This window comes from Kitasatospora sp. NBC_00458 (assembly GCF_036013975.1).
In the GTDB taxonomy this organism is placed as follows: domain Bacteria; phylum Actinomycetota; class Actinomycetes; order Streptomycetales; family Streptomycetaceae; genus Kitasatospora.
The window spans coordinates 7,043,136-7,066,569 of record NZ_CP107904.1; the positions used below are offsets into that span (position 1 = coordinate 7,043,136).

The window sequence follows — 23,434 nt, forward strand, 5'->3', positions numbered from 1 at the left end:
GTCGCGGGTACGCCGTCCGATGACGGGCCGTCAGTGACGCTCGCGCCCCCGTGGACACCGGGATCCGGCCGGGGCCGGAAGGCGAGCCGGGGGCCAACCACAGCCCTGAACAGGGGGTTTGCCCCCGGACGGTTCGGAGGACGGCCCCAGCGCGGCCCGCGGCCGCCCCGCGTGATGATCACTCCCGCCCAGCGGAACACCGGACTCAGGAGTGATCGGCATGACCACGCACACGAAGACGATCGGACGACGGGGCCTGTTCGCCGCGACGGCGGCGCTCGGGGCCACCGCCCTGCTGGCCCCGGCGGCCTTCGCCGCACCCGCCACCGGAGCCGAGCCCGCGTCCCCCGGTGCCGCGTCCCCCGGCGCCACGGCGTCCGACGGCCGGCAGGCCGCCGCCCTGCGCGCCCTGGAGCGCGCCGCCCAGCCCCTGCGCTCCACGGAGCCGGGCGGACGCACCACCGACCTGCGGGCGTTGGGCGCGATGATCGGGGACGCCCGGGTGGTCGGCCTGGGCGAGGCGACCCACGGTTCGCACCAGTTCTTCGCGATGAAGGAACGCGTCTTCCGCTACCTCGTCGAGGAGAAGGGCTTCACCACCTTCTCCCTGGAGATGAGCTGGACGGCCGGGCTGCGGATCGACGAGTACGTCCAGGGCGGCCCCGGCGACGCCCGGCGGACGGCGAAGGAGGCGCTGGCCGGATCACCCTGGGAGCGCGAGGAGTTCGTCAGCCTCATCGGCTGGATGCGGCGGTACAACGACCGGCACCCGGACCGGAGGGTCCACTTCACGGGCAACGACGTCGGAGCGCCGAGGCTCGGCGACGCGGCCTTCGAGCGGGTCACCTCCTACGTCCGTACGGCCCGCCCCCAGGACCTCGCGCGGATCGAGCGGCTGTACGCGGGCCTGCGCCCCCTGGACGACGTCTTCGCCTACCTGGGCCGGCCCGTCGCCGAGCGGCGCCACAACGCCGCCGTCGCCCAGCAGGCCTTCGACCTGCTGACCGCGGGCAAGGGCGCCGGCGGCGACGCCTACGAGTGGGCCGAGCAGCACGCCCGCAACATCGTCCAGACCTTCGCGTTCGCGGCCCTCGACCTCTCGGACCCGGAGTCGGTGTCCGCCGCGGAGCACTACCGCGACCGGGCCATGGCGGACAACACCGCCTGGTGGCAGCGCCGCACCGGCGACCGGATGCTGCTGTCCGCGCACAACGGCCACGTCGGCTACCTGTCCACCGACCCGGTGATGTACCCGACGACCCAGGGCGTCTACCTGCGCGACGCCTTCGGACGGGACTACGCCGCCATCGGCTTCACCTTCGACCGGGGGGCGTTCCTCACCGGGACCGACCTCGGCGGGGCCTGGCACGCGGTCACCGTTCCGGCGGCCACCCCGGACATGCAGGAGTACACCCTCGACCGGGTCCGGTACCGCGACTACTACCTCGACCTGCGGACGCTGTCGGCGGCGGGCCGGTCCTGGCTCGACACCCCCCGCCCCGTCCACGACGCCGGATCGAGCTTCAAGCAGCCGGCCCCCTCCCTCGCGGTCGGCCGGGCCTACGACATCCTGGTCCACCTCCACCAGGTCCACGAGGCCACCAAGCTCTGACCCCCAGGGGGTCCGGCGCCGCCGGGGCCCGGCCGGCCCTGCCCCGTGCCCGGAGCCGCCCGTACGATGACGAGCAGTCGGTCGGCCGGACCGGGCGGGGGCGGGGGCGGCGCGCGGACGGAACGGTGCCGCGGGGGGCTGCCGCGGGACGGGGGAGCGATGAGCGAGGAGAGCCCGGGCACGGACGCCGGGAGTACCGGGCCACTGCCCGCGGCACCGGTGCACCTGCCCGGTGACCCGACGCCGGTTCCGGCGGGGAGGGAAGGCGGCGGCTGCCTGGGCGCGATCGGCAGAACGGTGCGCGACCTCGTCCTGGAACTGGTCGGGGAGGTGGTCCTCGGCCTGGTGCTGGCGGTGCTCACCACCGCGTCGCTCGCGGGCGCCTTCGTCCTCGCCGTGCTCGCGCACCGGCAGAGCCCCGCCCTCGCCTACGCGCTGGGCGCCCTCGCGGTGGCCGTCGTCGCCCTCGGGATCAGGCAGCTGCGCCGACCGCGCGAGCAGCGCGGCCGGGCGGGCCGGATCCTCGGCTCCGTCACCTCGGTGCTGGGGGTGTGGCTGATGCTCTGCGTCGGCTACGCCTCGCTGAGCGAAGCCCTGGACCTGGCCACGTTCTGACCGGCCCCCGCCCGGGCGCCTGCCAGTCTCCCCGGCCCCATGCCGTCCCGCCCGGCCGCCCGGGCGCGCTCAGGGCACTCAGGCGCTCGGGCCGACCGTGTCCCGTCGGCGCCCCACCGCCCGGGCGACGCGCCGTTCCAGGGCGGCCCGCCGCTCCGGCCACTCCTCGGCGGTGATCGAGAACATCGCCGAGTCGCGCAAGCGGCCGTTCTCGCCCGGCGCCCACGAGGGGGACCAGTTGCGGAGCACGCCCTCGAAGGAGGCCCCCACCGAGGCGATGGCGGCGCGCGAACGGGCGTTGCGGGCATCGGTCTTGAGGTCGACGCGGGCCACCCGCCAGACCTCGAACGCGTGCCGGAACAGCAGGTACTTGGCCTCGGCGTTCAGCCCGGTGCCCTGCGCGGCGGCGGCCAGCCACGTCCAGCCGATCTCGACCGCGCAGAGCCCCTCGCCGGACGGCCAGGGCCGCGGGTCCCAGAACGCGGTGGCGCCGACGGCGCGGCCCGACTCCCGGTCGATCTGCGCGTACGGGGCGAGCCGACCGGTGGCGGCCCGGGCGAGCTGGGCGTCGACGTAGCCGGCGACCTCGTCGGGCCCCGGCACCCAGGTGAGGCCGAAGGACCCGCGTTCCTCCGCGACCGCCGCGGCGAGGTCCGGCACGTGTCCGTGGCCGAGCGGTTCCAGCCGGACGAGGGTGCCGTCCAGCGGCGGTGCGTCGAGCGGGAAGGTCATGGTCGGTTCTCCGTCCGGACGGTCGTGGCACGCGCGAGCAGGGTGCGGACGGTGGCGGCGGGCGGGGCCGCCGGGCGGCCCGGGAGGCGGCCGAGGTCCGGTGACCGCCGCTCCGACGCGCCTGCACGCACCCGGGGTTCGGGGAGCCGGGCGGGCCCCGGCGGCGCGTCGGCCGGGTCGGCGTCGCGACGGGCGGCACCCCGCCGCCGGGCGGCGACCACGGGCACGGCCGGACGGAGGGCGAGGAGGCGGTGGACGACCGGGCGCCCGAGGGCACCGGACGCGGCGGTCACGACGATCACGGCCGTAACTGTGCTGAGCGGGGGAGCAGGCGGTCAACAGGATTTCGAAGTGCGGGACGGTGCCGGTCCGTACCCCCGTGACGGGCCGGCACCGTCCCGCGTCGGCCGTCCTCCGGCCGAACGACCTGCCCGGGCTCGCGGGCTCGCGGGGCCCGGGGCGGCCGCCGGTCAGCCGCGCGGGCCGACGTGCAGGGCGAGGCCGTCCGTGCCGGGCTCCTCCACCCCCGGCAGCAGCCGCATGTCCCGCCCGTAGTCGCCGCCGTCGAGCCGCCGGAAGGGCACCGGCTCGTCGGTGAACAGCCCGTCCAGCCGCCGCCCGTACTCCTCGGTCAGCTCGGCGAACCGCTCCGGCGTGACGCCCGGCGACCCGTAGACGGCGAACGGTTCGAGCGGCGCGATGCCGGTGAACCAGAACACGCCGTGCTGCACCGGGAACAGCAGGTCCGCCAGCGGGCCGTGCGCGCCGCGGTCGGTGAACGCCGACTCCCGGGCCCCGGCCGTCACGGCCAGCAGCCCGCGCCGCCCGGCCAGCGCGCCCTCGCTGTACGGCGGCGGGACGGCCGGACCGTGCGCGAACTCGAAGGTGAGCACCCGGTCGATCCAGCCCTTGAGGATCGCCGGCACCGAGAACCACCACATCGGGAACTGCAGCACCACGGCGTCCGCCCGGCGCAGCTTCTCCTGCTCGGCGGCGATGTCCGCCGAGAGCCGCCCCGCGCGGGTGGCCTCGCCCTGGGCGGCCAGCACGTCCAGCCGCTCGTCCGGCGCGCGGTCCGGGAAGTCGTCGGCGTCCAGCGACGCGTGCCACTTCATCGCGTACAGGTCGGAGACCTCCACCCGGTGCCCGGCGGCCCGCAGGTGGTCGGCGGCGAACGCGGACAGCGCAGAGGTGAGCGAGCGCGGCTCGGGGTGCGCGGTGACGAGGAGGACGGTCTTCTGCGGGGCGGACGCGGTCTGCTGCTGCGGCGTGTGCTCGGTCATGGCACCACCCTCGCGCCGTCCGGGCCCGGCAGCCAGCACCCTGTGATTCCCGAGGAACGCCGTTCCTGGTACTGCGAGGGCCACCCATACTGGATCGCATGGACACCAGCACCGACACCGGTACCGACCCGGGCACCGCCACCCGCGGGGGCGAGGGCACCACCGACACCGCCGGCGCGACGGGTACCGCGGCCACCGGCGCGACCGCCGTCGTGGACGGGGTCGGCGACCCCGGCCGGGCGCTCGGCGCGTTCCTGCGGGCCCGCCGCGGCCGGGTGGCCCCCGAGCTGGTCGGCCTCGCCGGGGGCGGACGGCGGCGGGTGCAGGGGCTGCGCCGCGAGGAGCTGGCCCAACTGGCCGGGATCAGCGTGGACTACTACGTCCGCCTGGAGCAGGGCCGCTCCACCCAGCCGTCGCCCGAGGTCCTCGACGCGCTCGCCCGCACCCTCGGGCTGGACGAGGCCGAGCGCCGCCACCTCGACACGCTGGCCTCCGCCCGGCGGGCGCCGGTGCCCAGGCCCAGGGTCGGGACGGTGCTGCGCCGGATGCTGGACGCGCTGGGCGCCGACCTCCCCGCCTTCGTGACCGACCACCGCCTCGACGTCGTCGCGTGGAACGGCCCGGGCGCCGAACTCATCGGCGGCGTCGGCGAGGTGCCGCGCCGTGACCGCAACCAGGCCCGTTTCCTGTTCCTCGACCCGGAGTCCCGGACCGTCCACCCCGACTGGGCGGACCGCGCGGCGGAGGCCGTCGGCCAGCTGCGGGTGGCCGCCGGGACATGGCCGGACGACGCCGAACTGATCGCGCTGATCCGCCTGCTGTCCTCGCGGAGCGGCGACTTCCGGCGGATCTGGGACTCCGGCGAGGTGGTGATGTGCGCGGCCGGCCGCAAGCGCCTGCACCACCCGGCGACCGGGGTGCTCACCCTGGACTTCGAGCCCCTGAACATCCCGGCGGCCCCCGGCCAGACCGGCCTGGTGCTGCACGTGTTCAGCGCGGGCGAGGACGCCGGCACCGCCGCCGCCCTGACCCGCCTCGCGGCGGCCGGCAGCGGCGGCGGCACGGGCGGTGGCGGGGGCGGCGCGGAGCAGGCCGACTGAGCCGGTGCGGTCGGGGCGGCCCCGCCACCGGTGCGGTCCTCCCGGCCGGATCGTCGAGCGCTGCCGGGTGGGAGGGCGACTCGCCCCGACCGCCCGCGCGTGTGGCCGATGTGGTGTTTTCGGACAGAACGGGTGGTCGGGGCGGGGGATTCCGGTCACGGTTCGTGGGCACCCGGTCCTGCCGGGGTGGGTCTCGCATGCTGGACGGGTGCCCCGGCTCCGATCGGGTGGGGGTGCTTCCGTAGCTGTACCCACTCGGAGGTGGACGTATGAGGTCGGGGATTCGTACGTGGGTGTGCGGGGCGGGCGTCGCCCTGGCGATGGTGGCGGCGGGGGCGCCGGTGGCGGGCGCGACGCCCGCCGACACGCCGGTGCGGCCGGGGATGATCGACATCGCGGACCTGCCGCCGGACTCGCTGACCTGGATGGGAGGGGCGTCGGACCAGCCGGGCGGGAGCTTGATGCCGACCTGTCTGTGGGAGTGGGGCAGCGACGTGCCGGAGGAGAACATCTGGAGCGCCGACTTCTTCACCTCGGAGACGGCCGCGGCCGTCGAGCGGGTCTGGGTGCTGCCGACGGAGGCCGAGGCGGTCGCGCTGGCCGAGTCGCTCCGGCAGGCCTACGCGGGCTGCGCAGACCGCCTCCGCGCCGCGTACCCGGGTGACGTCGTGACCGGCTACGACCACGGCTCGGTCGCCGTCGAGGAGGGCGCGACCGTGGGCGGGGTGAAGCGCACCCGCACCTCCCCCTGGTCGTCGTACAACAACTACCTGTTCGGCGTGGGCAGGGACGGCAGCACCGTCGTCATCGTCGACTGGGAGAGCAACTGGACCCAGCCGGACGTGCCCGCCTTCAAGGAGACCGTCAAGGCGGCGGTCAACAAGCTGTACTGATCGGGCTGTTGTCCTGCGGCCCCGCGCCACCCGGCTCCGGCCGGGCGGCGCGGCGCCCCCGCCACCCCGCCCCGTCAGGGCAGGCAGAGCACCAGCAGGCAGCTGCGCACCTTCACGTCGTCGATGACCGGGCCGCCGTAGCCGGGGGTGGTGCTGGCGAAGGTGAGGGTGACGGAGGAGCCCAGCAGGTTGGTGAACGCGGCGGTCTGCTCGGTGTAGCCCATGGAGCGGAAGCCGTGCCCGGTGGTGTCGAAGGAGAAGTCGAGCACCGTCGTGCCGTCGACCCGCACCTGGCCGGTCTTGAGCGCGGGGGCCCACGCCGGGTTGCCCGCCAGCTTGAAGGTGACGAGGTACGTCGTCAGCGGTGCCACCGGGAAGGTCTGCGAGACGCTGCCGGTGGTGCTGCCGTTGAGGTCGAGCGACTGGTGGCCCTCGGCGACGTCCCAGAGGCGGTCGGAGGTGAGGTCGGCACTGTCGCCGCCGACTGTCCAGGGGCCGAAGGTCTGGCCGCCGAGGTAGTCGGTGAACGGCGACGGGGAGGGGACGACCGGGCTCTCGAAGCCCCCGTCGGAGAAGCCCGCCACCGCTGCGGTGGCACCGGCGCCGGGCGCGGCGCGGGGAGCGTCACCGGGCGCGGCCGAGGCGCTGCCGGCGGTGGCGGTCAACAGGAGGGCGGCGGAGAGGACGGCGGCGGAGACGGCGGTGGCGGACGGGCGGAGCGGGCGCATGGAGGCCTTTCCGGTCGTGCGACGCCACCCGCGCGCCTGGCGGCCCGGGTGGCGGGGTCTCCGGCCGGGAGCCCCTCCCGGAGTGTGCGGTCCCGTGCACGCCCCGCCAAGGGGCCGGGCGTGGTGCGCGGGAGCACGGTGACCACGGCGGGGGCGGGAGTGCCGTCCGCATGGCGCGCGACCGGAAGCGCACGCCCCAGTGCGCGCCCTGCTCGTCCCCGCCCCGCCGCCGGACCCGTCCCTCAATCGGCCTGCACCGGAGCGCCGTTGCCCTCCGTCGGGATGATGACGAGGACCAGGTCGGTGCCGGGCGGGTCCTCGCGGTGCGAGACGTGGAAGTCGTCGGTGAGGCGGGCGATCAGGCCGAGTCCGCGGCCCGAGGTGCCGAGCCCGGGGGCCGCGTCGGGGGCGGGCGGGGCCGGCGGGGTGAAGCCCGGCCCGTCGTCTCCGACGGTCACGGTCAGCCGTCCGTCGGTGAGTTGCCACCGCAGCCGGACGGCCGTGCCGGGCCGCTGACGGTTGCCGTGCACGATGGCGTTGGCCGCCGCCTCGTGGACGGCGAGGCCGATCCGGTAGCGGTCTTCCTCGCCGAACTCGCAGGCGTCGGCGATCTGTTCGGCCCAGGCCCTGGCGGCGTCGACGCTCGCCACCTCGGAGGGCAGCTCCGTCTGCGGGGGAGGCATCACCGTCGCTGCTCCTTGCCTGGTCACCGTCAACGCCGCGGGCGAGCCTAGGAGCCGGCGCGGTGGTGGCCCGGGCGGCGCTCGTGTCGTTCACTCGAACGAGTGGGCAAGGAGCGGGAAGTCGGCGGGTCCGACATCCTGGGAGCGTCGGCTCCCGGCCCGCACCGCCCCTGTGTGAGCCGGCGGTGCGGCGGCCGGAGTCGCCCTGACCGACGAGGGAGGCGCTCGACCGGGCGCACATCGTTTGTGTGCGCCCTTTCCTGGTCTGGCGCGAGCCGGTTGCACTCCTTCACGCCCCGCGGTGCCGTGCGCGGGAGCGGCGCGCCTGCGGCGAGTGGTGCGCATCCGACCGATTGACTGGCGCCGCGATGCAGGGCGGCCCCGCCCCGCCCCGCCGTGTGCGCCATCCCCGCCCGCGCCCGCCCTCAGGTGAGGACGGCAATGAAGGTTCTGACCCACAACGTGATGTCCCTGTCGTGGCTGATGCAGCAGGGCGAGGCCGCCGAGTCCGCGCACGTCGGCGGCCACGACCTGCTGGTCCTCCGGGAGCTCTTCGGCCCCGACCCGTCGGAGGGGCCGCTGAAGCGACTGGAGGGCAGGGGCCATCTCCACCGCCCGGTGACGGCGGGCTGCTGAGGCGGCGGTCGACGCCGGCGCGGAGCGCGCCGGACCAGAACGGCGGGGAAGGCACGGGGGCCACTGAAGTGGAACCGAGGAGAGGAAGGAAGCGATGTCCGAACAGAACTACATCGCCGTCACGATCGGCAACCGCACCACGACCGCACTGGAGGTGCAGAAGCACGACCTGTACTCGGGGACGTGGGAGGCCGAAGGCGACTTCCCGCCGGTGGAGGTCCCGGCCGGCAAGGAGCTGACCGCGTTCCGCGCCAGCGGCAGGCCGGGCACCGCGGCGGGCACCGAGGGTTACGTCGTCTACGAGCTGGGGGACGGGTCGGGCGCCACCGTCAAGGTCTACTGGGACGCCCCGTGGGGCAGCACCTACAACAACCTCAAGGTCGACTCGTCCGACTCCGGCATCACGGTCGAGGTGGAGGGCTGGTCGGGGAGCGGTGTCACGGAGGAGGTGACCCTCACCGTCCACGACGACCGCTGACCCGTCCGGCCGCCCGCGCGAAGCGGGCCCAACTCGTACACGTGCACGGGGAATTCACCGGGCCCCGCCCGTCGACCGACGGGCGGGGCCCGGTGCGGTCGGCGAGACGTGGACGGCCGTGCGGCTCGGGCTCACGCATTCGACCCCGGCGGGTGGTGGGAGACCCCGTCGGCTCCGATGCGGTCCGGATCGGCGTGGATGCGGGGTGTCGGCGCGACCGCGCTCCTACGGTGGGACGCTCCGTTGCCATTCCGAGGGAAGGTGCACCATGGCTGAACAGCTCTACGCGATCCTCAAGACGAACCAGGGCGACATCGAGGTGCGGCTGCTGCCGGACCACGCGCCCAAGACCGTGAAGAACTTCGTCGAACTCGCCAACGGCGAGCGCGAGTGGGTGAACCCCGAGACCGGACGGAAGACCACGGACAGGCTGTACGACGGCACGGTCTTCCACCGCGTGATCGAGGGCTTCATGATCCAGGGCGGCGACCCGCTGGGGAACGGCACCGGCGGCCCGGGCTACAAGTTCGCCGACGAGTTCCACCCGGACCTCGCCTTCACCAGGCCCTACCTGCTGGCGATGGCCAACGCCGGCCCGGGCACCAACGGTTCGCAGTTCTTCATCACCGTCTCCCCGACCAGCTGGCTGACGGGGAAGCACACCATCTTCGGCGAGGTGACCGGCGACGCCGGGAGGAAGGTGGTGGACGCGATCGCCACCGCCGAGACCAACCCGCGCACGGACCGCCCGGTCAAGGACGTCGTCATCGAGTCGGTCGTTGTCGAGACCCGCTGAGCCCTGCCGAAGGCCGTTGCCGGGCCGCTGCTTGGCAGGACCCGCCCCGGGGACAGTGCGTACGGGGGATGACGCGCTGTGCCCGGGGCGGTGCCCTGTAGAGACCTTGGCACAGTCGAAGGGCCGGTGGGAACACCTCGCGGAGATCGGGTGGGAAGAGGGGACCAAAGGCCCAATCCGCCCTCTTGTCGAAGAATGTGAACTTCCTTGCCCGCGTGGCGAATACGGTCCGGGGCGGGATTTGCGCGCCGTAGGGGCGGCGGACGTCGTAGGGGTGCGGCGGTCAGGGACTGGGGGCGGACGGGGGTGCTGGGGGCGAGGCGGTGGGGGCGGGTCGGGGGAGGGGGTGGTGGTGCCTGAGGACGGGGTAGGCCCAGGCGACGAGGGCGAGGAGGAGGGCGAAGGGGAGGAGCGTGTAGGCGGTCGCGGCGGCAGGGCCGGTGCCGGTGCCGGTGCCGGTGCCGGTGTTGGTGGGAGGTGGGGCCGAGGCCGACCGGCGGTGACGGTCAGGCGGCGGCATGGGCGGCGCCGCTCGGCTCGGTCGCGGCGGTGGGGGAGAAGTGGGGGGCGGTGAGGTCGAGTTCGGCCCACACGGTCTTGGAGTTGGGGTGGCGGGGGAGGGTGCCCCAGCGGTCGGCGAGGGCGTCGACGAGCGTGAGGCCGCGGCCCGACTGGGCGTCCGCGGAGCAGGTGGCGGGGAGGACGGGGTGGCGGTCGCCCCGGCAGTCGGAGATCTCGATGCGGAGCACGGTGGTGCGCGACCGGCGCACGGTGGTGAGGGTGAGCGCCAGTTCGAACCCGCGCCCCGGGGTGCGCCCGTGCACGGACGCGTTCGCGGCCAGCTCGGCGACGATCAGGAGGGCGGAGTGATAGCCCTCGGGGGAGAGGGAGTTGACGCCCCAGGAGCACAGTTGCTGTCTGGCGATCCGGCGGCAGATCGCAGCTCCCTTGGGGGTGGAGGAGAGGAGCGCGGAGTGGGCGCGCGGCGCGGCGTTGTCGAGGGGGAATTCGGACTTCATGAGGGAAATCGTGCTGGCCCGGAAGTACGCTGACCAGGCACCCGGTGAGTACGGAGAGTACTTGTAGGCGTGCGCACGGTTGCCTGTTCGGACTGTTGGGCGTGACCTGAAACAGGGGTGGTCGCAGTGGGTGACGTACGGGGTGGCGGAGAAAGCGGCGAGGCGCGGCCGGAGTTGGCCGAGGACCTCACGGAGGTGTCGGACTTCTTCCGCGCACTCGGCAAGCAGATCAAGCTGCTGCGGGAGCGCGCGGGCATGACGCAGAAGGAACTGGCCGGCCATGTCGGCTACACCGAGGCCCTGATCGGCGCGGTCGAGCGGGGAAAGCGCACCCCGCAGCCGGAGTTGCTGGAAGCAGCGGACAAACTCCTCAACGCGGGAGGGCTGCTGAACGTTGCGAAGGATGACGTCCAGCGGGCGAAGGCCAAGGCCCGCGTGCGGCATCCCGCGTGGTTCCGCGACTATGCGGGCCTGGAGGCGGAGGCGGTGGAGATCCACGAGTACAGCACCTTGGTGTTTCCTGGCCTGCTGCAGACCGAGGCGCACGCGCGTGCCCTCTATGGCATGCGACAGCCGCTGCTCACTGAGGAGATCATTGAGCAGCGTGTGGCCGCGCGATTGGCGCGACAGGAGGTCTTGAGTCGATGGCCCCGGGCGATCTTCAGCTGGGTGATCGACGAGAGCGTCTTGCATAGGCCGTTGGGGGGATGGGGTGTGCACAGCGGACAGCTGGAGCACCTAATGGCGGTGGGGCGGACTCGGGGGATGACGCTTCAAGTGATGCCGCTGGAGCGATTCGAGCATCCCGGTATGGGTGGCCCGTTCACGCTGATCACCCCTAAGGGGCGGTCGCAGAACGGCTACGTTGAGATCCAGCAGAGCAGTCGCCTGATCACGGATCAGGAGGAAGTCCGTATCATGAATGCGCGATACGGCACCCTCAGGGCGCAGGCGCTCACTCCTCAAGAGTCCCTGTCCCTGATCGAGAAGATGCTGGGAGAACGATGAGCACGAAGCTGGCATGGTTCAAGAGCAGCTACAGCAGCAACGAAGGTGGCCAGTGCGTTGAGGTAGCCGAGACGACCGCCGCTGTCCTCGTGCGTGACTCCAAGGACAAGTCCGGTCCCCATCTCACCTTCTCCCCGGCGGCCTGGCAGGCGTTCGTCCAGCTTGCCGCGTCCGTCGAGGTCTGAGTCGACGCTCCTCCGGGTGGCCCGCCGCTGTTCAGTGGCGGGCCACCGGCGTACCGTCGTGGTGCTGTCCGCTTCTCTCCGGCAGGGGGAGTCCATGAGCATCGAACCGGTGTGGATCAAGAGCAGCTATAGCACCAACGAAGACGCGAACTGTGTCGAGATCGCCTGGCACAAGAGCAGCTACAGCACGAATGAGGGCGCCGAGTGCATCGAGGTTGCCGAGACGACTGCTGCCGTCCTCGTGCGTGACTCCAAGGACAAGTCCGGCCCCCATCTCACCTTCTCCCCGGCGGCCTGGCAGGCGTTCGTCTCGTTCGCCCGCGCCACTGCCTGACCTACCCTCACCGAACCTCCGGCCGTCCGCCATCCGGCGGACGGCCGCGGTCTGTACGGGTGTCCTCCCCGTCCTGTACCGGCCGTCCTGGTAGCACTGCGGCCATGTCCCACCACCTCAGCGGTCCGAACCTCCGCTCGCCGCGCAGCGACGCCCGGCTCGACCTCACCGACCTGTTCGCCTTCCCTGCGGCCGGCGCCCCCGGCCGGACCGTCCTCATCCTGGACGCGCACCCGTACGCGACGGTCCCCGGCGCCGCGTTCCACCCCGACGCCGTCTACCGCCTCAACGTCGACACCGACGGCGACCACCGTGCCGACGTCGCCTACTCGTTCACCTTCTCCGCCCCCGACTCCCCGGGCGGCCAGACCGTCACCGTCCGGCGGGCGACGGGCGCGGCCGCCCAGAAGCACGAGGCGGGCGGCGACGTCCTGTTCGCCGACGTCCCGGTGGCGTTCGGCCCCACCCCGCACATCGCCGAGGCGGACGGGCGGCGGCTCTCCGTCGGCCTGCGCAGCGACCCGTTCTTCGCCGACCTCGAAGGGATCGTCGACAACTTCACCTGGACGGGCAAGGACGCCATGGCGGAGGCCAACGTCCTCGGCATCGCCCTGGAAGTCCCGGACTCGGACCTCGGCACCGATCCCGAGTTCGGCGTCTGGGCGCGGGTGAGCCTGCACGTCGACGGGCAACTGCTCTCCGTCGACCGGGGCGCCCACCCGTCCCTGACCGCGTACTTCAACGCGGAGGAGGTGAAGGACGCGTACAACGCGGGCGAGCCCGCCGACGACTGGGAGAAGTACCGGGAGCCGTGGACGGCGGTCCTCCAGCACACCGGCGACTACACGACCGAGGCCGCGACGGAGACGCTGAAGCTCGTCCTGCCCGACGTCCTCCGCTACGACCGCTCCCGCCCGGCCGCCTACCCCAACGGCCGCACGCTCACCGACGACGTGACCTCGGCGCGCCTCGCCCTGGTCTCGGGCGGCAAGATCACCTCCGACCACATCCCCCCGCACGCCGACCTGCTCCCCGTCTTCCCCCACCTCGGCCACCCCCACCCGGCCCGCTAGCCGCCCCCACCCGCCCACTGCCGCCCGTCCACCCGGCCGGGCGGCACCGCCGTGTGCACGGAGTGGCGGCGAATCGGCAAGTGGGCTGCCAGGGGTCCGAGTTCCGCTCCTGACGGCTGCCGTCCGGGCCCTCGATATGCTCGCATCCAGGCGTTTCCCATGGGCGGTGGCGCCGTCGGGATGTGTCGTGTGCGTGGGTGTGTAGCCGAGACCGTCGTTGACCCGTCGCATGTGCGCGTTGCTGTCGGCGGTGTCGGTCAGGAGGCCACCGAGGTCCGGATGGTCCCTGTGGGCCTGTCGGATCGACTCGGCCTTCATCCATCGGCCGAGGCCGTGACCTCGGTGCTCGGGCAGCACCCCCGTGCCGTAGTGCTGCCCGTCACCTGTGCCGTTGCCGGGGATGACGAGTTCGGTGAAGGCGGCGACGAGCCGCAGAGTCGAGCTCGGCCGCCTCTTGACTGACCCCTGACCTGACACGATCTCTGAGACGGCGAAACGCCGCGGCATGCCGCGGCGTTTCGTGCGTGCGCTCGGTTCAGCGCAAGCCGTCTGTGTCGTCGTACTCTTCGCCGACTGGGAGTGGCAGACGGTCCTCCCCCGGGTCATCGCTGTAGATGACCGCGGAGACCGCGCTGTCGTAGGCATCGTCGAGGCCGTTACCGCTTGCGCCGAGTATGTTCTCCCAGTCAATTCCCATACCTACGAGCCTACCCGTCTGGGCAGGTCCCGGGGCGGGTTCACCACGAAGATCCATCTGGCGTGCGAGCAGGGCCGGAAGCCGTTGTCGCTGCTGGTCACGGCAGGCCGGCGGGCGACAGTCCTCAGTTCGAGCCGGTCCTGAAAGCGATCCGGGTTCCCAGGCCCGGTGCTGGCCGGCCACGGGCTCGCCCGACTCGCCCGCTGCGGGTGCGGGGAGACAGGGCGTATTCCTCTCGCGCGAACCGCGCCTGGTCGACTGATGCGCACGTCTGCGATGGACAGCGAGAGGGGCTGGTGCTTCCAGGCGACTATCCCGCCGTCGCCACCCGGAGTCTGGCCGACAAGAACATCACGCTCGACGTCCAGGCGGACCCTTCGGCACTGGGAACACGATCGCCGCCAGCACCTCGCGATCCCCGTGGCGCTGCCGGCCACCACCCTGCGGGCGCACCGGAGCGTCCGGCACCACCAACTGGAACAACTCCCACAGATCGTCCGGCACCAGTCGCTCAACGATCAGCACACCCGGCGTCTACTCAACCCACCCAAATGACGTGTCTTCTTAGCATGCTCACGCCGTCGCGTGGGGGAATCGCCGCGGGATCAGTCGTATTTTCACTCCTCCCAGTGAATATGAAGCGGCATCAGTTTCCGCGCGCCCACGGTGACAAGGATGTCGTTCGGCGCCTGCGGGGCCGTGCCCGCCCGGGCCGGAGCGTCCCGCGCCGCCTCCGGGGGTCTGCCCCCGGGATCCCGTATCCGTTACCGAACTGAGGGTGGTTCCGCATGACTGCATCCGGTGGAGAGCCGACTCCGTCGATCACCGACGCGACGCTCAACGACATCGCGGCCAACGGCTTCTGGGGCCCCGACCTGAAGGTCAACCAGGCCGCCGTCGACACGGCCGAGGCCCTGCTCGCCGCCCTTCTGGGCGAGACCGGCGGGACTCTCCCGGCGGAGCTGTCGACCCTGGTGGACGGCATCCGGCAGCGTGCCACGATCGGCGTCCCGCGGATCGTGGCCGCGGACGGCGTCCGCCTGTCGGCCTTCTCCATCAAGCTGGGCGGTGAGGACCGCCGCCCGCTCGTGGTCCTGCCCGCCGGGTGGAACCCCTTCGGCTGGCTGCCGTTCCTCTACTCGTACCTCACGCTGGCGCAGCGCGGCTACCACGTGCTGGCCTACACGCCCCGGGGCCTCGGCACGCCGGGGCTCGTCTCGACGTCCGAGGGCTACATCGACGTCGCCGGGCCCAAAGACTGGGCCGACGGGTCGACGGTGCTCGACTACGCGCAGGAGCACTTCGCGCCGAACGGAATCGGCTTCCTCGGCGAGTCCTACGGCTCGGGGATCAGCCAGCTGGTCGCCGCGCACGACCCGGAGAACCGGGTCAGTGCCGTCGTCGCCCTGAGCACCTGGGGCAACCTGGCCACCAGCCTGTACGACAACGGCACCCAGCACCTCAAGGCCGTGGAGGCGCTGATCGCCTTCACCGGCGGCACGCTGGAGGAGAAGTTCGACGAGGAGGCCCGCCGGATCCTCACGGACTTCCTGAACGGCCGGAACCTCGACGAGGTGGTGGCCTGGGGCACCGAGCGGTCCCCGGAGGCCTACGCCGACGTCACCAACGCGCGGGGGATCCCGACCTTCGTCTCCAACACCTGGCACGAGACCCTGTTCCCGGCCGCCCAGACGATCGACCACTTCAACCGGCTCACCGTGCCGAAGCGGCTGAACCTGTGGATCGGCGACCACGGCGCCCCCGAGGGTCCCGGCCTGGCCGGCCTGCCGACCGGCCTGCCCTTCCCCGGCCTGCGCGAGCCGATCCGGGAGGCCTACGACTGGCTGGACCACCACCTGCTGGGCAAGGACAACGAGGTGTCGGCCGGGGCGCAGGTGAGCACCCAGGTCCTGTTCACCTACCGGACCACCCCGGTCCCGGGCGGCAGCAACCTGATCACCGCCCCGGCCCGCCGCGAGGAGCACGCGACCTGGGAGGACGTCACCACCGGCAGCGAGCGCTGGTACCCCACCGCCACCGGCGGCTCCGGCGACGGCGCGCTGACCGTGGAGCCGGCCGGCGACTGGTCGCGGGACTTCACGGCCGGTGAGCTGACCACCGCCACCGCGGTGGACGCCCTCCTGCAGACCGGCCAGAAGGAGTGGTACGGCAACCCCAAGATCTACGACCTGGCGAAGTTCGAGCGCCAGCAGCTGCTCCTCTGGTCGAGCGAGCCGCTGACCGGCCAGGACGGCGTGGGCCGCCGCATCCGCGGCGCGGCGACGCTGCGGCTCAACGTCCGCAGCACCGCGGACGCGGCCACCCTGGTGGCCTACCTGTTCGACGTCGCGCCGGACGGTACGGCCCGGATCATCACCCACGAGCCGTTCACGGTGGCCGAGCTGCAGCCCAACGAGGACCGCACCGTCCACTGGCGGCTCCAGCCCGTGGCCTACGACCTGCCGGACGGCCACCGCCTGACCCTGGTGGTCAACAGCCGCGACCAGCTGTACTCCTTCGCCGGCACGGAGGGCAGCACCACCACCGTCACCTCGGCGGCCGAGGGTGCGGCCGCCTACCTGGACCTGCCGCTCGGCTGAGCGTCGGGGTGCGCGACCGCGGTCGCACCGGAGCGGGCCGGCGCTGTGCGGCGCCGGCCCGCTCCGGCGGCCGGGTCCCGCGTCTCCGGTCAGGCGGCCGGCTGGACGCCGAGGAGGACGTCCCCGGTCCGGACGTCGACACCGTCCGGACCGGCGCCGAGCCCCGCGCTCGCCCCGGCGAGGAGCAGGCGGGCGCTGTGCGGCGGATCCAGCTCGTCGACCGTGACAGCGGGGTGGCGCCGGATCTCCACGAGGGAGAGCTCGACCGCGTCACCCCGCCGGTTCGTGCAGTGGAACCGTGCGCCGAGGCGCATGGGCGCCATGCACCGCACGACGACCGCGAGGTGGTCCGCGTCCACGGCGTCCACGTCGATGACGTGGACGCTCGGTGCCTGCTGCGCCGGTCGCGGCGCGGGCACGCTCATCCGGCGCTCACCGGCTTCGCGAGGACGCGCTCGCGGCGGACGCCGTCCGGGAGGAGGTCGCCCTCCTCGCCGGTGTCGGTGAAGCCGCGCCGCTCGTAGAGGGCGATGGCGCGGTCGTTGTCCGGCATCACGGCCAGCCGGAGGGAGGTGTAGCCCTGCGCGGCCGCCCAGGCCTCGACCTCGGCGACCAGCCGCTCGCCGACACCGCGCCCGCGCGCGGCCGGGCCGACCCACATCGAGATCAGCTCGGCGCTCGCCGGGTCCGGCTTCCCGTCCGCGTCCTCGCCGGGCACGCCGCTCGCCATGCCGGTCGGCACGCCGTCGACGAAAGCGACCAGGTCGCGGGCGCCGGGGATCTCCAGACGGGAGCGCCACCGCTCCTCGCGGTCGCCCTCGCCCTGCCAGGCGGCGAGGGTGGAGCCGAAGGCGTAGGGGGCCTCGGCCAGGGCGGCGAGGCGCAGTTCGCGCCAGAGCGGCCAGTCGTCGGAGGTCAGTGCGCGCAGTTCGATCATGCGGGCGACTCTGCCCGAGGTGACGGCCCTCCGACAACCGGGTTTCGGCCGGGCAGCGGCACCGGCGGGCCCGCCCGCTTCCCCGGCCCCTCAGCCGGCCAGCGGCGGGTTCAGGCGGGCGAAGCCCTCCTGGCGGCGGTACGGGAAGTAGGGGTACGGGGCGGTGCGGGCGCTCGCGGTGTCGAGGCGGGCGACCTGCTCCTCCGTCAGCTCCCAGCCGACCGCGCCGAGGTTCTGCCGGAGCTGCTCCTCGTTGCGGGCGCCGATGATGACGGACGAGACGGTCGGCCGCCGCAGCAGCCAGTTGATCGCCACCTGCGGGATGCTGCGCCCGGTCTCCTTCGCGACGTCGTCGAGCGCGTCGACGACGTCGTACAGCAGCTCGTCGTCCACCGGCGGGCCGTAGTCGGCGGTGTCGTGCAGGCGGCTGCCGGCCGGGATCGGGGCGCCCCGGCGGATCTTCCCGGTGAGCCGGCCCCAGCCGAGCGGGCTCCAGACCAGGGCGCCGACGCCCTGGTCCCTGCCGAGCGGCATCAGCTCCCACTCGTAGTCGCGGCCGATCAGCGAGTAGTAGACCTGGTGGGCGGCGTAGCGGGGGCGGCTGTGGGTGTCGGCGGCGGCGAGCGACTTCATCAGCTCCCAGCCGGAGAAGTTGGAGACGCCGGTGTAGCGGACCTTCCCGGCACGGACCAGGTCGTCCAGGGCGGCGAGCACCTCCTCGACGGGGGTGGCGGCGTCGAAGGCGTGCAGCTGGAAGAGGTCGAGGTAGTCGGTGCCGAGGCGGCGCAGGGCGGTGTCGACGCTCGTGATCAGGCGGGCGCGCGAGGTGCCGGCGTCGTTGGGGCCGTCGCCGGTGGGCAGCCCGGCCTTGGTGGAGATCAGCACCTTGTCCCGGCGGCCCTTGACCGCCTGGCCGAGCACCTCCTCGGAGGCGCCGTCCGAGTAGACGTCGGCGGTGTCGAACATGGTCAGGCCGGCGTCGATGGCGACGTCGAGCAGGCGGCGCGCCTCCTGGGCGTCGGTGCTGCCCCAGGCCCCGAAGAGCGGGCCGCGGCCGCCGAAGGTGCCGGTGCCGAGCGAGAGTGCGGGGACGGTGAGACCGGACGCCCCGAGCCGGCGGTACTCCATGGTGGTGCTCCCTCCGCGCCCCGGCGGCCCTGGTGTGCACAGGAGATCCGCTAACGGGACTTTGGTTCCGTTAAGATGCCTTGACCCTAGCACCGTGTCCGCCACTAACGGAACAGGAATCCCGTTAATGACTTCGGAGAGCACCACCCCCGACAGCCCGGGCACCCCCGACAGCCCGGGCACCCCCGACGCCCCGGGCACCCCCGGCACCCAGCGCCCCGGCGGCCGCACCGCCCGGGTCCGCGCCGCCGTGCTGCGCGCCGCCGAGGACGCCCTCGTCGAGACCGGCTTCGGCGGGCTCGACCTCGGCGACGTCGCCCGCCGGGCCGAGGTCGGCCGCACCACCGTCTACCGCCGCTGGGGCTCCACCGGCGCGCTGATGGCCGACCTGCTCGCCGACATGGCCGAGCAGTCCCTGCCCCGCGCCCGCACCGGCTCGCTCGGCGGGGACCTGCGGGCCAACGCCCGGCTCGTCGCCCGCACCCTCGCCGACCCGCGCCAGGGCGCGCTGTTCCGCGCCGTGCTCACCGCCGCCACCTGCGACGGGGCGGCCGCCGCGGCGCTGCACCGCTTCTACCGCGTCCGGGTCGCCGAGTGGGCGCCGTGCGTGGCCGAGGCGGTCGAGCGCGGCGAACTGCCGCCCGGCACCGACCCCGCCGAGGTGGTCCGCGCCGTCTCGGCCCCGCTCTACTACCGGATGCTGACCACCGCCGACCCCCTCGACGAGGCGGCCGCCGACCGCGCCGCCGACGCCGCCGCGGCCGCCGCCCGCGCGGGCGCCTACCTCCGGCCGCAGCCCCGGTCGTAGCCGTTCCACCGTCAGGCCCCGTTCCAGGCCCCGGTCCCGGCTTCGCTCCCGGCCGCTGCGACGGGCCCGGACGGCCGGGTGTCCGACCGCGCCCGTAGGCTGACGGACAGTTCAGTGAGCAAGGAGCGGGGCTGTGCGGATAGAGCGTCACCGGGTGGGAGAGGCGTTGCTTTCGGCGACGCGCGAGGACTTCACGAACCGGATCGGACGGGAGGTCCGCTCCCTGTCGAAGGCCGGACCGATCACCACCGGCGAATGGCAGTACCTCGCCGAGGAGTTCCTGGAGTACCTCGGCGCGCTCTCCGCCGACCGGCCCGCCCTGGACCTGCCCGAGGCCAGGGCCGTCCTCAAGGACGCCACCGAGGCCGCCGCCGGCGCCGTCGCGTACGCGGCCTACTTCCCGCACGTCGACTTCCACGTCTTCCTCGACTACGTGAACTTCGGGATGAGCTACGAGCCGGGCGACCGGGACCACGGGCAGGGCCGGAACGAGGTCCTCCCGCACGAGTGGGTCGACGCGTTCTGCCTCGCGATCCTCTCGGACAAGGCCGAGTACCACGGCGAGGCCTTCTGCTTCGCGCGGCAGAAGTTCGGCGCGGTGCGGGCCGGCGACCCCGTCGCCGAGCTCGCCACCGGCCTGCTCGCCCAGGCCGTCGGAGTCCTGGACGACGAGGACGCCTCCTACCCGCCGAGCACGCGGGAGCGGCTCGCCGCCGTCGACGACGCGCTGGAGCGGATCCGCAGGCGCGGCGAGGCGACCGGCGAGGACCTGCTCGACCGCCCGCACGCCGCCGCCCTGCGCACGCTGCGCGCCCTCGTCGCCGGGGACCGGGAGGAGTTCGACGCCGGACTGTCCGGCCTGCTGCTCCGGCAGAGCGCCCTCTCCGGCCCCGGCGCCCGGCCGGGCAGCCTGCTCCCGCTGGTCCCGCTCGCGCTCGCCGCCCTCGCCTACCGGGGCCCGGGCTGGTGGCCGGCCGTCGACACCGACTACCTGCCGCACGCCCTGGTCACCGGCTTCGAGACGCCCGGCCCGCGCGTCGGACCGTTCGGCCGGGACCGCCGCCCGGACGCGGTCGCCGCCCTGGCCGCCGGGCCCCTGGCGGTCGACCGGCCGGGCGGGCCGCTGCCCGTCTCCCCGGACGCCGAGGAGTTCCTCGTCCGGCAGGCGGAGGAGGCGTTCACCCCGGTCGACGGGGAGCCGCTCGCCGTCTGGCGGCTGGCGAGCACGGCGCGCTACGAGGAGATGTCCTTCCAGACCCGGGCCTCGCAGGCCGACGACGTCGGCGAGCGCGAGATCGCCACGCTGCGCCGGGCCTCCCGGATGGCGTCGACCGTGTTCCGGACCGCCCTCGCCGAACCGGGCGGCGAGGTGGAGGTGACGATCGACGGCCGGACGCTGCGCTACCCCGCCACCCGGGACCGGAACGAGATGGGCCCCTGGGCCTGGTGCAGGGCGGTCTCCCTCGCCCTGATCTCCGGCGCGCGCGAGGACCTCGCCCCGCTGGTCCACGCCGGTCCCGCCGTCGCCCTCCCGGAGGGCGCCGCCCGCTCGGCGTTCGCCTCCTACCCGGAGGCCCTGCACGACTACCTCCGGGCCGAGGACCCGGTGCCGGCGACGGAGCGGGCCCTCGCGGAGGTCCGGCAGGGGAAGGACTGGGGCTTCTTCCCGCCGCCCGTCGTCCTCTTCTCCCAACTGGTCGACGGGGACGAGGAGGGCTTCAACCTGGCGCTGGCGGACGCGCTGGAGGCCCACCGCGACCACTACCTCGTCGCCGACCGCGCGGACGGCTGCGACTCGGCGCTCGACCTCGGCGTGCTGGGGCTCGCCTGCCACGCCCGGCGCAGGGGCTGGCGGATCAGGGTCGAGTCCCCGTACCTGCCGCCGCGGGTGCTGGCCGCGGCCGAGCCGTTCCGGGGCTCCGGGCGGTAGTGCCCGGCCCCGCGGGGGAGGGCCCGGCCGCCGGACTCCTCCGGGGTGTCAGCCCCGGAGGAGCAGGTCCGCGAACTCCTGCACGCGGGCGGCGGTGATGCCCTCCCGCTGCTCGACCGCGAGCGGGTGGTCGGTGGGCTCCAGCTCGATCAGCGGGCGCAGGCCGACGGCGCGGGTGCGGACGTGGGTCTTGAGCATGAACGTCGACTCCGGGTAGGCCGGCAGCTCGGTGAAGAGCCACCCGAAGTACGGGGGCTCCTGCTCGCGTGCCGGGTCCTCCCACAGGTCGTGCGTCCGGGCGAAGTTGGCCTCGCTGAGGGAGACCCAGACGCCCCAGGAGAAGGTGTCGCCGCTGTCGCGCACCGGTATCTCGACCAGGCCGTGGACGAAGAAGTCCCGGCCCTTGATCATGCACTGGTCGGGGGTCAGCTCGCTGTCGCGGCGCCGGGCGTAGCGGGGCTTCCAGCCCTCCGGGGCCGCGGCTCCGTAGGACAGCGGCGGGCCGTCCAGGTGTTCCGCGCAGCAGGCGCAGGTGTGGTGGTGGTCGGCAGGCATGGGCCAGAGCCTAACGCGCTGGTCGGCGGTCCCGCCGGGTGCCCGGGGAGTGGGCCCCCGGGCTGCCCGGGGGCCGCGCGGCCGGGCGCTCAGCGCCCCCGGCCGTGGCCGTCGTCGCCGCCGCCGTGCGCGCGGGCCTCGGCGGCGGCCTTCAGGTCGAGCAGCCACGACTCCAGCCCCTGGCGGAGGACCTCGGTCGCGAACGGGACGTTCGCCTCGACCTGGGGGCCGCCGTGGGTCTCCTCGGTGGTGACGCGGACGCCGCCGCCGCGGATCGCGGTGAACCGCCAGACGTGGACGCCGTCGATGCGCAGGCCCTCGGCCTCGGCGGGGCCGGTCCAGCGGAGGCAGGAGCCGTTCTCGACCTGCCGGACGGTCGAGGTGATCTCCAGGCCGGTGGCGGGGGTCGCGGGGTTGGGCGGCAGCGGGGTCGTCCACCGGAACGCCGACCCCTTGCGGAGGGGGCCGCGGTCGAGGCGCTCCACCGTCCGGACGGGGGCCTGCCAGGCGGGCCAGCGCTCGACGTCGGTCTGGAGCCCCCAGACGGTGCGCAGCGGCGCGTCGATCACGATCCCGGTCCGGTGGCGGACGGGGGCGTCGGGGTCGACGCCCCTGCCCTGGCAGGTGAGGGGCCGTGCGTGCGCCGGGGTGGCGGCGCCGGCGGGTGCGGCGGCGGTGCCGAGCAGGGCGGCGGCGAGCGGGACGCCGATCAGGGCGGCGCGGAGGCGGGCGGCGTGGGTGCCGGTGCTGCGGGTGCCGGACATGGGTTCCCCTCGGGTGGTCGGGGGAGTGCGGGGCCCGGGCCCCGCACTCCCGCGCTGAGCTAGATGCTCATGCGTTCGTTAGAAGTTTTAACGCACAAGGGAGGGGAGGGGCAACGGGTTGCGTGATAGCTTCTAACCAACCCTTGGGCCTCTAGCGGAACCGGGGCGAAAGGCGGCGGATCATGACGAAGGCGGGCGCGGACACCCCCCGGGAGCGCTACCGGGCGCAGGTGCGCGCGGAGATCACCGGGCACGCCTGGGAGCAGATCGCCACGGCGGGGGCCTCCGCGCTCTCGCTCAACGCGATCGCCAAGCAGATGGGCATGAGCGGACCGGCGCTCTACCGCTACTTCACCAGCCGGGACGACCTGATCACCGAACTCGTCCGCGAGGCCTACCGGAGCCTCGCCGACACCCTCCGCACGGCCGCCGCGACCGGGGCCGACCTGGCCGGACTGGCCCACGCCCTGCGCGGCTGGGCCCTGGCCGACCCCCAGCGGTACCTCCTGATCTACGGCACGCCCGTCCCCGGCTACCGGGCGCCCGAGGACGTCACGGCCGTCTCGGACGAGATCATGACGACCCTGCTCGACGCGTGCGCGGCGCTCGTCCCGGACGGTCCGGCGACGCCGTTCGGCAGCTACCTGGCGGAGCACCGGGACTGGGCGGGCGGCCACCCCGCCGCGCCCGGGGCGCTGCACCGGTTCCTGACCCTCTGGACCCGTCTGCACGGTGTGCTGTCGCTGGAGCTCGCCGGGCACTTCGCCGGGATGGGCTTCGACCCCGCCGTGCTCTTCGCGGCCGAACTGGACGTGCTCGCGCACCGGCCCTGAGCCCGCG

General features: G+C 73.9%; 27 protein-coding genes and 3 pseudogenes. 16 read left to right on the forward strand and 14 right to left on the reverse strand.

Translation table 11 applies throughout. From position 1 onward, the window contains the following. The first annotated feature begins 220 nt into the window (after nt 1-220). Together OG550_RS28650 and OG550_RS28655 are read left to right on the forward strand one after the other, a co-directional pair. On the forward strand, nt 221-1,612 hold the full coding sequence (locus OG550_RS28650) for an erythromycin esterase family protein (protein ID WP_327682353.1): 1,392 nt from the start codon (nt 221-223) through the stop codon (nt 1,610-1,612). A 159-nt stretch (nt 1,613-1,771) separates the two neighbouring features. Then, nucleotides 1,772-2,227: a hypothetical protein gene (locus OG550_RS28655; protein ID WP_327682355.1), complete on the forward strand. Its 456-nt coding sequence runs from the start codon at nt 1,772-1,774 to the stop codon at nt 2,225-2,227. A gap of 78 nt (nt 2,228-2,305) precedes the next feature. Here the strand turns inward: OG550_RS28655 and OG550_RS28660 are convergent, their stop codons facing one another. The 3 genes from OG550_RS28660 to OG550_RS28670 form a co-directional block, all read right to left on the reverse strand. After that, nucleotides 2,306-2,959, reverse strand: a complete 654-nt coding sequence (locus OG550_RS28660) for a GNAT family N-acetyltransferase (protein ID WP_327682357.1) — start codon at nt 2,957-2,959, stop codon at nt 2,306-2,308. After that, nucleotides 2,956-3,261 (reverse strand): hypothetical protein, encoded by a 306-nt coding sequence (locus OG550_RS28665; RefSeq protein WP_327682358.1) that lies wholly within the window; start codon nt 3,259-3,261, stop codon nt 2,956-2,958. Before OG550_RS28665 ends, OG550_RS28660 begins: the two co-directional genes overlap by 4 nt. Nucleotides 3,262-3,429: 168 nt before the next feature. After that, nucleotides 3,430-4,242: an NAD(P)H-dependent oxidoreductase gene (locus OG550_RS28670; RefSeq protein WP_327682360.1), complete on the reverse strand. Its 813-nt coding sequence runs from the start codon at nt 4,240-4,242 to the stop codon at nt 3,430-3,432. 98 nt (nt 4,243-4,340) lie between these two features. On the opposite strand from OG550_RS28670, the gene OG550_RS28675 reads away from it, so the two are divergent. Then, nucleotides 4,341-5,342, forward strand: a complete 1,002-nt coding sequence (locus OG550_RS28675) for a helix-turn-helix transcriptional regulator (RefSeq protein ID WP_327682362.1) — start codon at nt 4,341-4,343, stop codon at nt 5,340-5,342. Nucleotides 5,343-5,611: 269 nt separating this feature from the next. Beyond that, complete coding sequence (locus tag OG550_RS28680; RefSeq protein WP_327682363.1) at nt 5,612-6,235, forward strand: hypothetical protein; 624 nt, start codon at nt 5,612-5,614, stop codon at nt 6,233-6,235. A gap of 74 nt (nt 6,236-6,309) precedes the next feature. On the opposite strand, the gene OG550_RS28685 is transcribed toward OG550_RS28680, so the two are convergent. Continuing rightward, on the reverse strand, nt 6,310-6,963 hold the full coding sequence (locus OG550_RS28685; RefSeq protein WP_327682365.1) for a DUF642 domain-containing protein: 654 nt from the start codon (nt 6,961-6,963) through the stop codon (nt 6,310-6,312). Between the two features lie 242 nt (nt 6,964-7,205). Then, nucleotides 7,206-7,646, reverse strand: coding sequence for an ATP-binding protein (locus tag OG550_RS28690; RefSeq protein WP_327682367.1), 441 nt, complete (start codon nt 7,644-7,646; stop codon nt 7,206-7,208). Between the two features lie 441 nt (nt 7,647-8,087). Here OG550_RS28690 and OG550_RS28695 point away from each other — a divergent pair, with 441 nt between their 5' ends. From OG550_RS28695 to OG550_RS28705, 3 genes are all read left to right on the forward strand, one after another. Then, complete coding sequence (locus tag OG550_RS28695) at nt 8,088-8,282, forward strand: hypothetical protein (protein WP_327682369.1); 195 nt, start codon at nt 8,088-8,090, stop codon at nt 8,280-8,282. 94 nt (nt 8,283-8,376) lie between these two features. Next, nucleotides 8,377-8,760: an aegerolysin family protein gene (locus OG550_RS28700; RefSeq protein ID WP_327682371.1), complete on the forward strand. Its 384-nt coding sequence runs from the start codon at nt 8,377-8,379 to the stop codon at nt 8,758-8,760. Between the two features lie 268 nt (nt 8,761-9,028). Next, on the forward strand, nt 9,029-9,556 hold the full coding sequence (locus tag OG550_RS28705; RefSeq protein ID WP_327682373.1) for a peptidylprolyl isomerase: 528 nt from the start codon (nt 9,029-9,031) through the stop codon (nt 9,554-9,556). Nucleotides 9,557-10,062: 506 nt separating this feature from the next. Here the strand turns inward: OG550_RS28705 and OG550_RS28710 are convergent. Continuing rightward, nucleotides 10,063-10,575, reverse strand: a complete 513-nt coding sequence (locus OG550_RS28710) for an ATP-binding protein (RefSeq protein ID WP_327682374.1) — start codon at nt 10,573-10,575, stop codon at nt 10,063-10,065. 126 nt (nt 10,576-10,701) lie between these two features. On the opposite strand from OG550_RS28710, the gene OG550_RS28715 reads away from it, so the two are divergent. The 4 genes from OG550_RS28715 to OG550_RS28730 all read left to right on the forward strand — a co-directional run bounded on the left by OG550_RS28715 (nt 10,702) and on the right by OG550_RS28730 (nt 13,175). Then, nucleotides 10,702-11,583 (forward strand): helix-turn-helix domain-containing protein, encoded by an 882-nt coding sequence (locus tag OG550_RS28715; protein WP_327682376.1) that lies wholly within the window; start codon nt 10,702-10,704, stop codon nt 11,581-11,583. Further along, nucleotides 11,580-11,768 (forward strand): DUF397 domain-containing protein, encoded by a 189-nt coding sequence (locus OG550_RS28720; protein ID WP_327682378.1) that lies wholly within the window; start codon nt 11,580-11,582, stop codon nt 11,766-11,768. Before OG550_RS28715 ends, OG550_RS28720 begins: the two co-directional genes overlap by 4 nt. Nucleotides 11,769-11,862: 94 nt before the next feature. Beyond that, nucleotides 11,863-12,102 carry a DUF397 domain-containing protein gene (locus tag OG550_RS28725; RefSeq protein WP_327682379.1) on the forward strand — a complete coding sequence of 80 codons (240 nt, stop codon included), beginning with the start codon at nt 11,863-11,865 and terminating at the stop codon, nt 12,100-12,102. A 104-nt stretch (nt 12,103-12,206) separates the two neighbouring features. After that, entirely contained in the window at nt 12,207-13,175 is a 969-nt protein-coding gene (locus OG550_RS28730; protein ID WP_327682380.1) for a DUF4331 family protein, read from the forward strand. Nucleotides 13,176-13,361: 186 nt separating this feature from the next. Here OG550_RS28730 and OG550_RS28735 read toward each other — a convergent pair. Together OG550_RS28735 and OG550_RS28740 are read right to left on the reverse strand one after the other, a co-directional pair. Next, nucleotides 13,362-13,601, reverse strand: a pseudogene (locus tag OG550_RS28735) (GNAT family N-acetyltransferase); the annotation flags it as partial. A gap of 109 nt (nt 13,602-13,710) precedes the next feature. Further along, nucleotides 13,711-13,872 carry a hypothetical protein gene (locus tag OG550_RS28740; protein WP_327682382.1) on the reverse strand — a complete coding sequence of 54 codons (162 nt, stop codon included), beginning with the start codon at nt 13,870-13,872 and terminating at the stop codon, nt 13,711-13,713. Nucleotides 13,873-13,890: 18 nt separating this feature from the next. Here OG550_RS28740 and OG550_RS28745 point away from each other — a divergent pair. Continuing rightward, nucleotides 13,891-14,126: pseudogene (locus OG550_RS28745) on the forward strand (transposase); the annotation flags it as partial. A 109-nt stretch (nt 14,127-14,235) separates the two neighbouring features. Here the strand turns inward: OG550_RS28745 and OG550_RS28750 are convergent. Continuing rightward, nucleotides 14,236-14,397 (reverse strand): annotated as a pseudogene (locus OG550_RS28750) (IS5/IS1182 family transposase); the annotation flags it as partial. 263 nt (nt 14,398-14,660) lie between these two features. Between OG550_RS28750 and OG550_RS28755 the strand changes: the two are divergent. Beyond that, on the forward strand, nt 14,661-16,472 hold the full coding sequence (locus tag OG550_RS28755; protein ID WP_327682384.1) for a CocE/NonD family hydrolase C-terminal non-catalytic domain-containing protein: 1,812 nt from the start codon (nt 14,661-14,663) through the stop codon (nt 16,470-16,472). 89 nt (nt 16,473-16,561) lie between these two features. Here the strand turns inward: OG550_RS28755 and OG550_RS28760 are convergent, their stop codons facing one another. The 3 genes from OG550_RS28760 to OG550_RS28770 all read right to left on the reverse strand — a co-directional run bounded on the left by OG550_RS28760 (nt 16,562) and on the right by OG550_RS28770 (nt 18,537). After that, nucleotides 16,562-16,897, reverse strand: coding sequence for a hypothetical protein (locus tag OG550_RS28760; RefSeq protein ID WP_327682385.1), 336 nt, complete (start codon nt 16,895-16,897; stop codon nt 16,562-16,564). Continuing rightward, entirely contained in the window at nt 16,894-17,409 is a 516-nt protein-coding gene (locus tag OG550_RS28765; RefSeq protein ID WP_327682387.1) for a GNAT family N-acetyltransferase, read from the reverse strand. The genes OG550_RS28760 and OG550_RS28765 overlap by 4 nt, the downstream gene beginning before the upstream one ends. 90 nt (nt 17,410-17,499) lie before the next feature. After that, entirely contained in the window at nt 17,500-18,537 is a 1,038-nt protein-coding gene (locus OG550_RS28770) for an aldo/keto reductase (protein WP_327682389.1), read from the reverse strand. A gap of 127 nt (nt 18,538-18,664) precedes the next feature. Here OG550_RS28770 and OG550_RS28775 point away from each other — a divergent pair, with 127 nt between their 5' ends. Continuing rightward, entirely contained in the window at nt 18,665-19,345 is a 681-nt protein-coding gene (locus OG550_RS28775) for a TetR/AcrR family transcriptional regulator (protein ID WP_327682391.1), read from the forward strand. 133 nt (nt 19,346-19,478) lie between these two features. Then, a complete protein-coding gene (locus tag OG550_RS28780; RefSeq protein WP_327682393.1) occupies nt 19,479-21,275 on the forward strand; it encodes an immunity 49 family protein in 1,797 nt (598 codons plus the stop codon). 48 nt (nt 21,276-21,323) lie between these two features. On the opposite strand, the gene OG550_RS28785 is transcribed toward OG550_RS28780, so the two are convergent. Next, on the reverse strand, nt 21,324-21,830 hold the full coding sequence (locus tag OG550_RS28785; protein ID WP_327682395.1) for a DUF2199 domain-containing protein: 507 nt from the start codon (nt 21,828-21,830) through the stop codon (nt 21,324-21,326). An 89-nt stretch (nt 21,831-21,919) separates the two neighbouring features. Beyond that, entirely contained in the window at nt 21,920-22,594 is a 675-nt protein-coding gene (locus OG550_RS28790) for an SRPBCC family protein (RefSeq protein ID WP_327682397.1), read from the reverse strand. 182 nt (nt 22,595-22,776) lie between these two features. Between OG550_RS28790 and OG550_RS28795 the strand changes: the two genes are divergently transcribed. Continuing rightward, entirely contained in the window at nt 22,777-23,427 is a 651-nt protein-coding gene (locus tag OG550_RS28795) for a TetR/AcrR family transcriptional regulator (RefSeq protein WP_327682399.1), read from the forward strand. Nucleotides 23,428-23,434 lie beyond the last annotated feature (7 nt).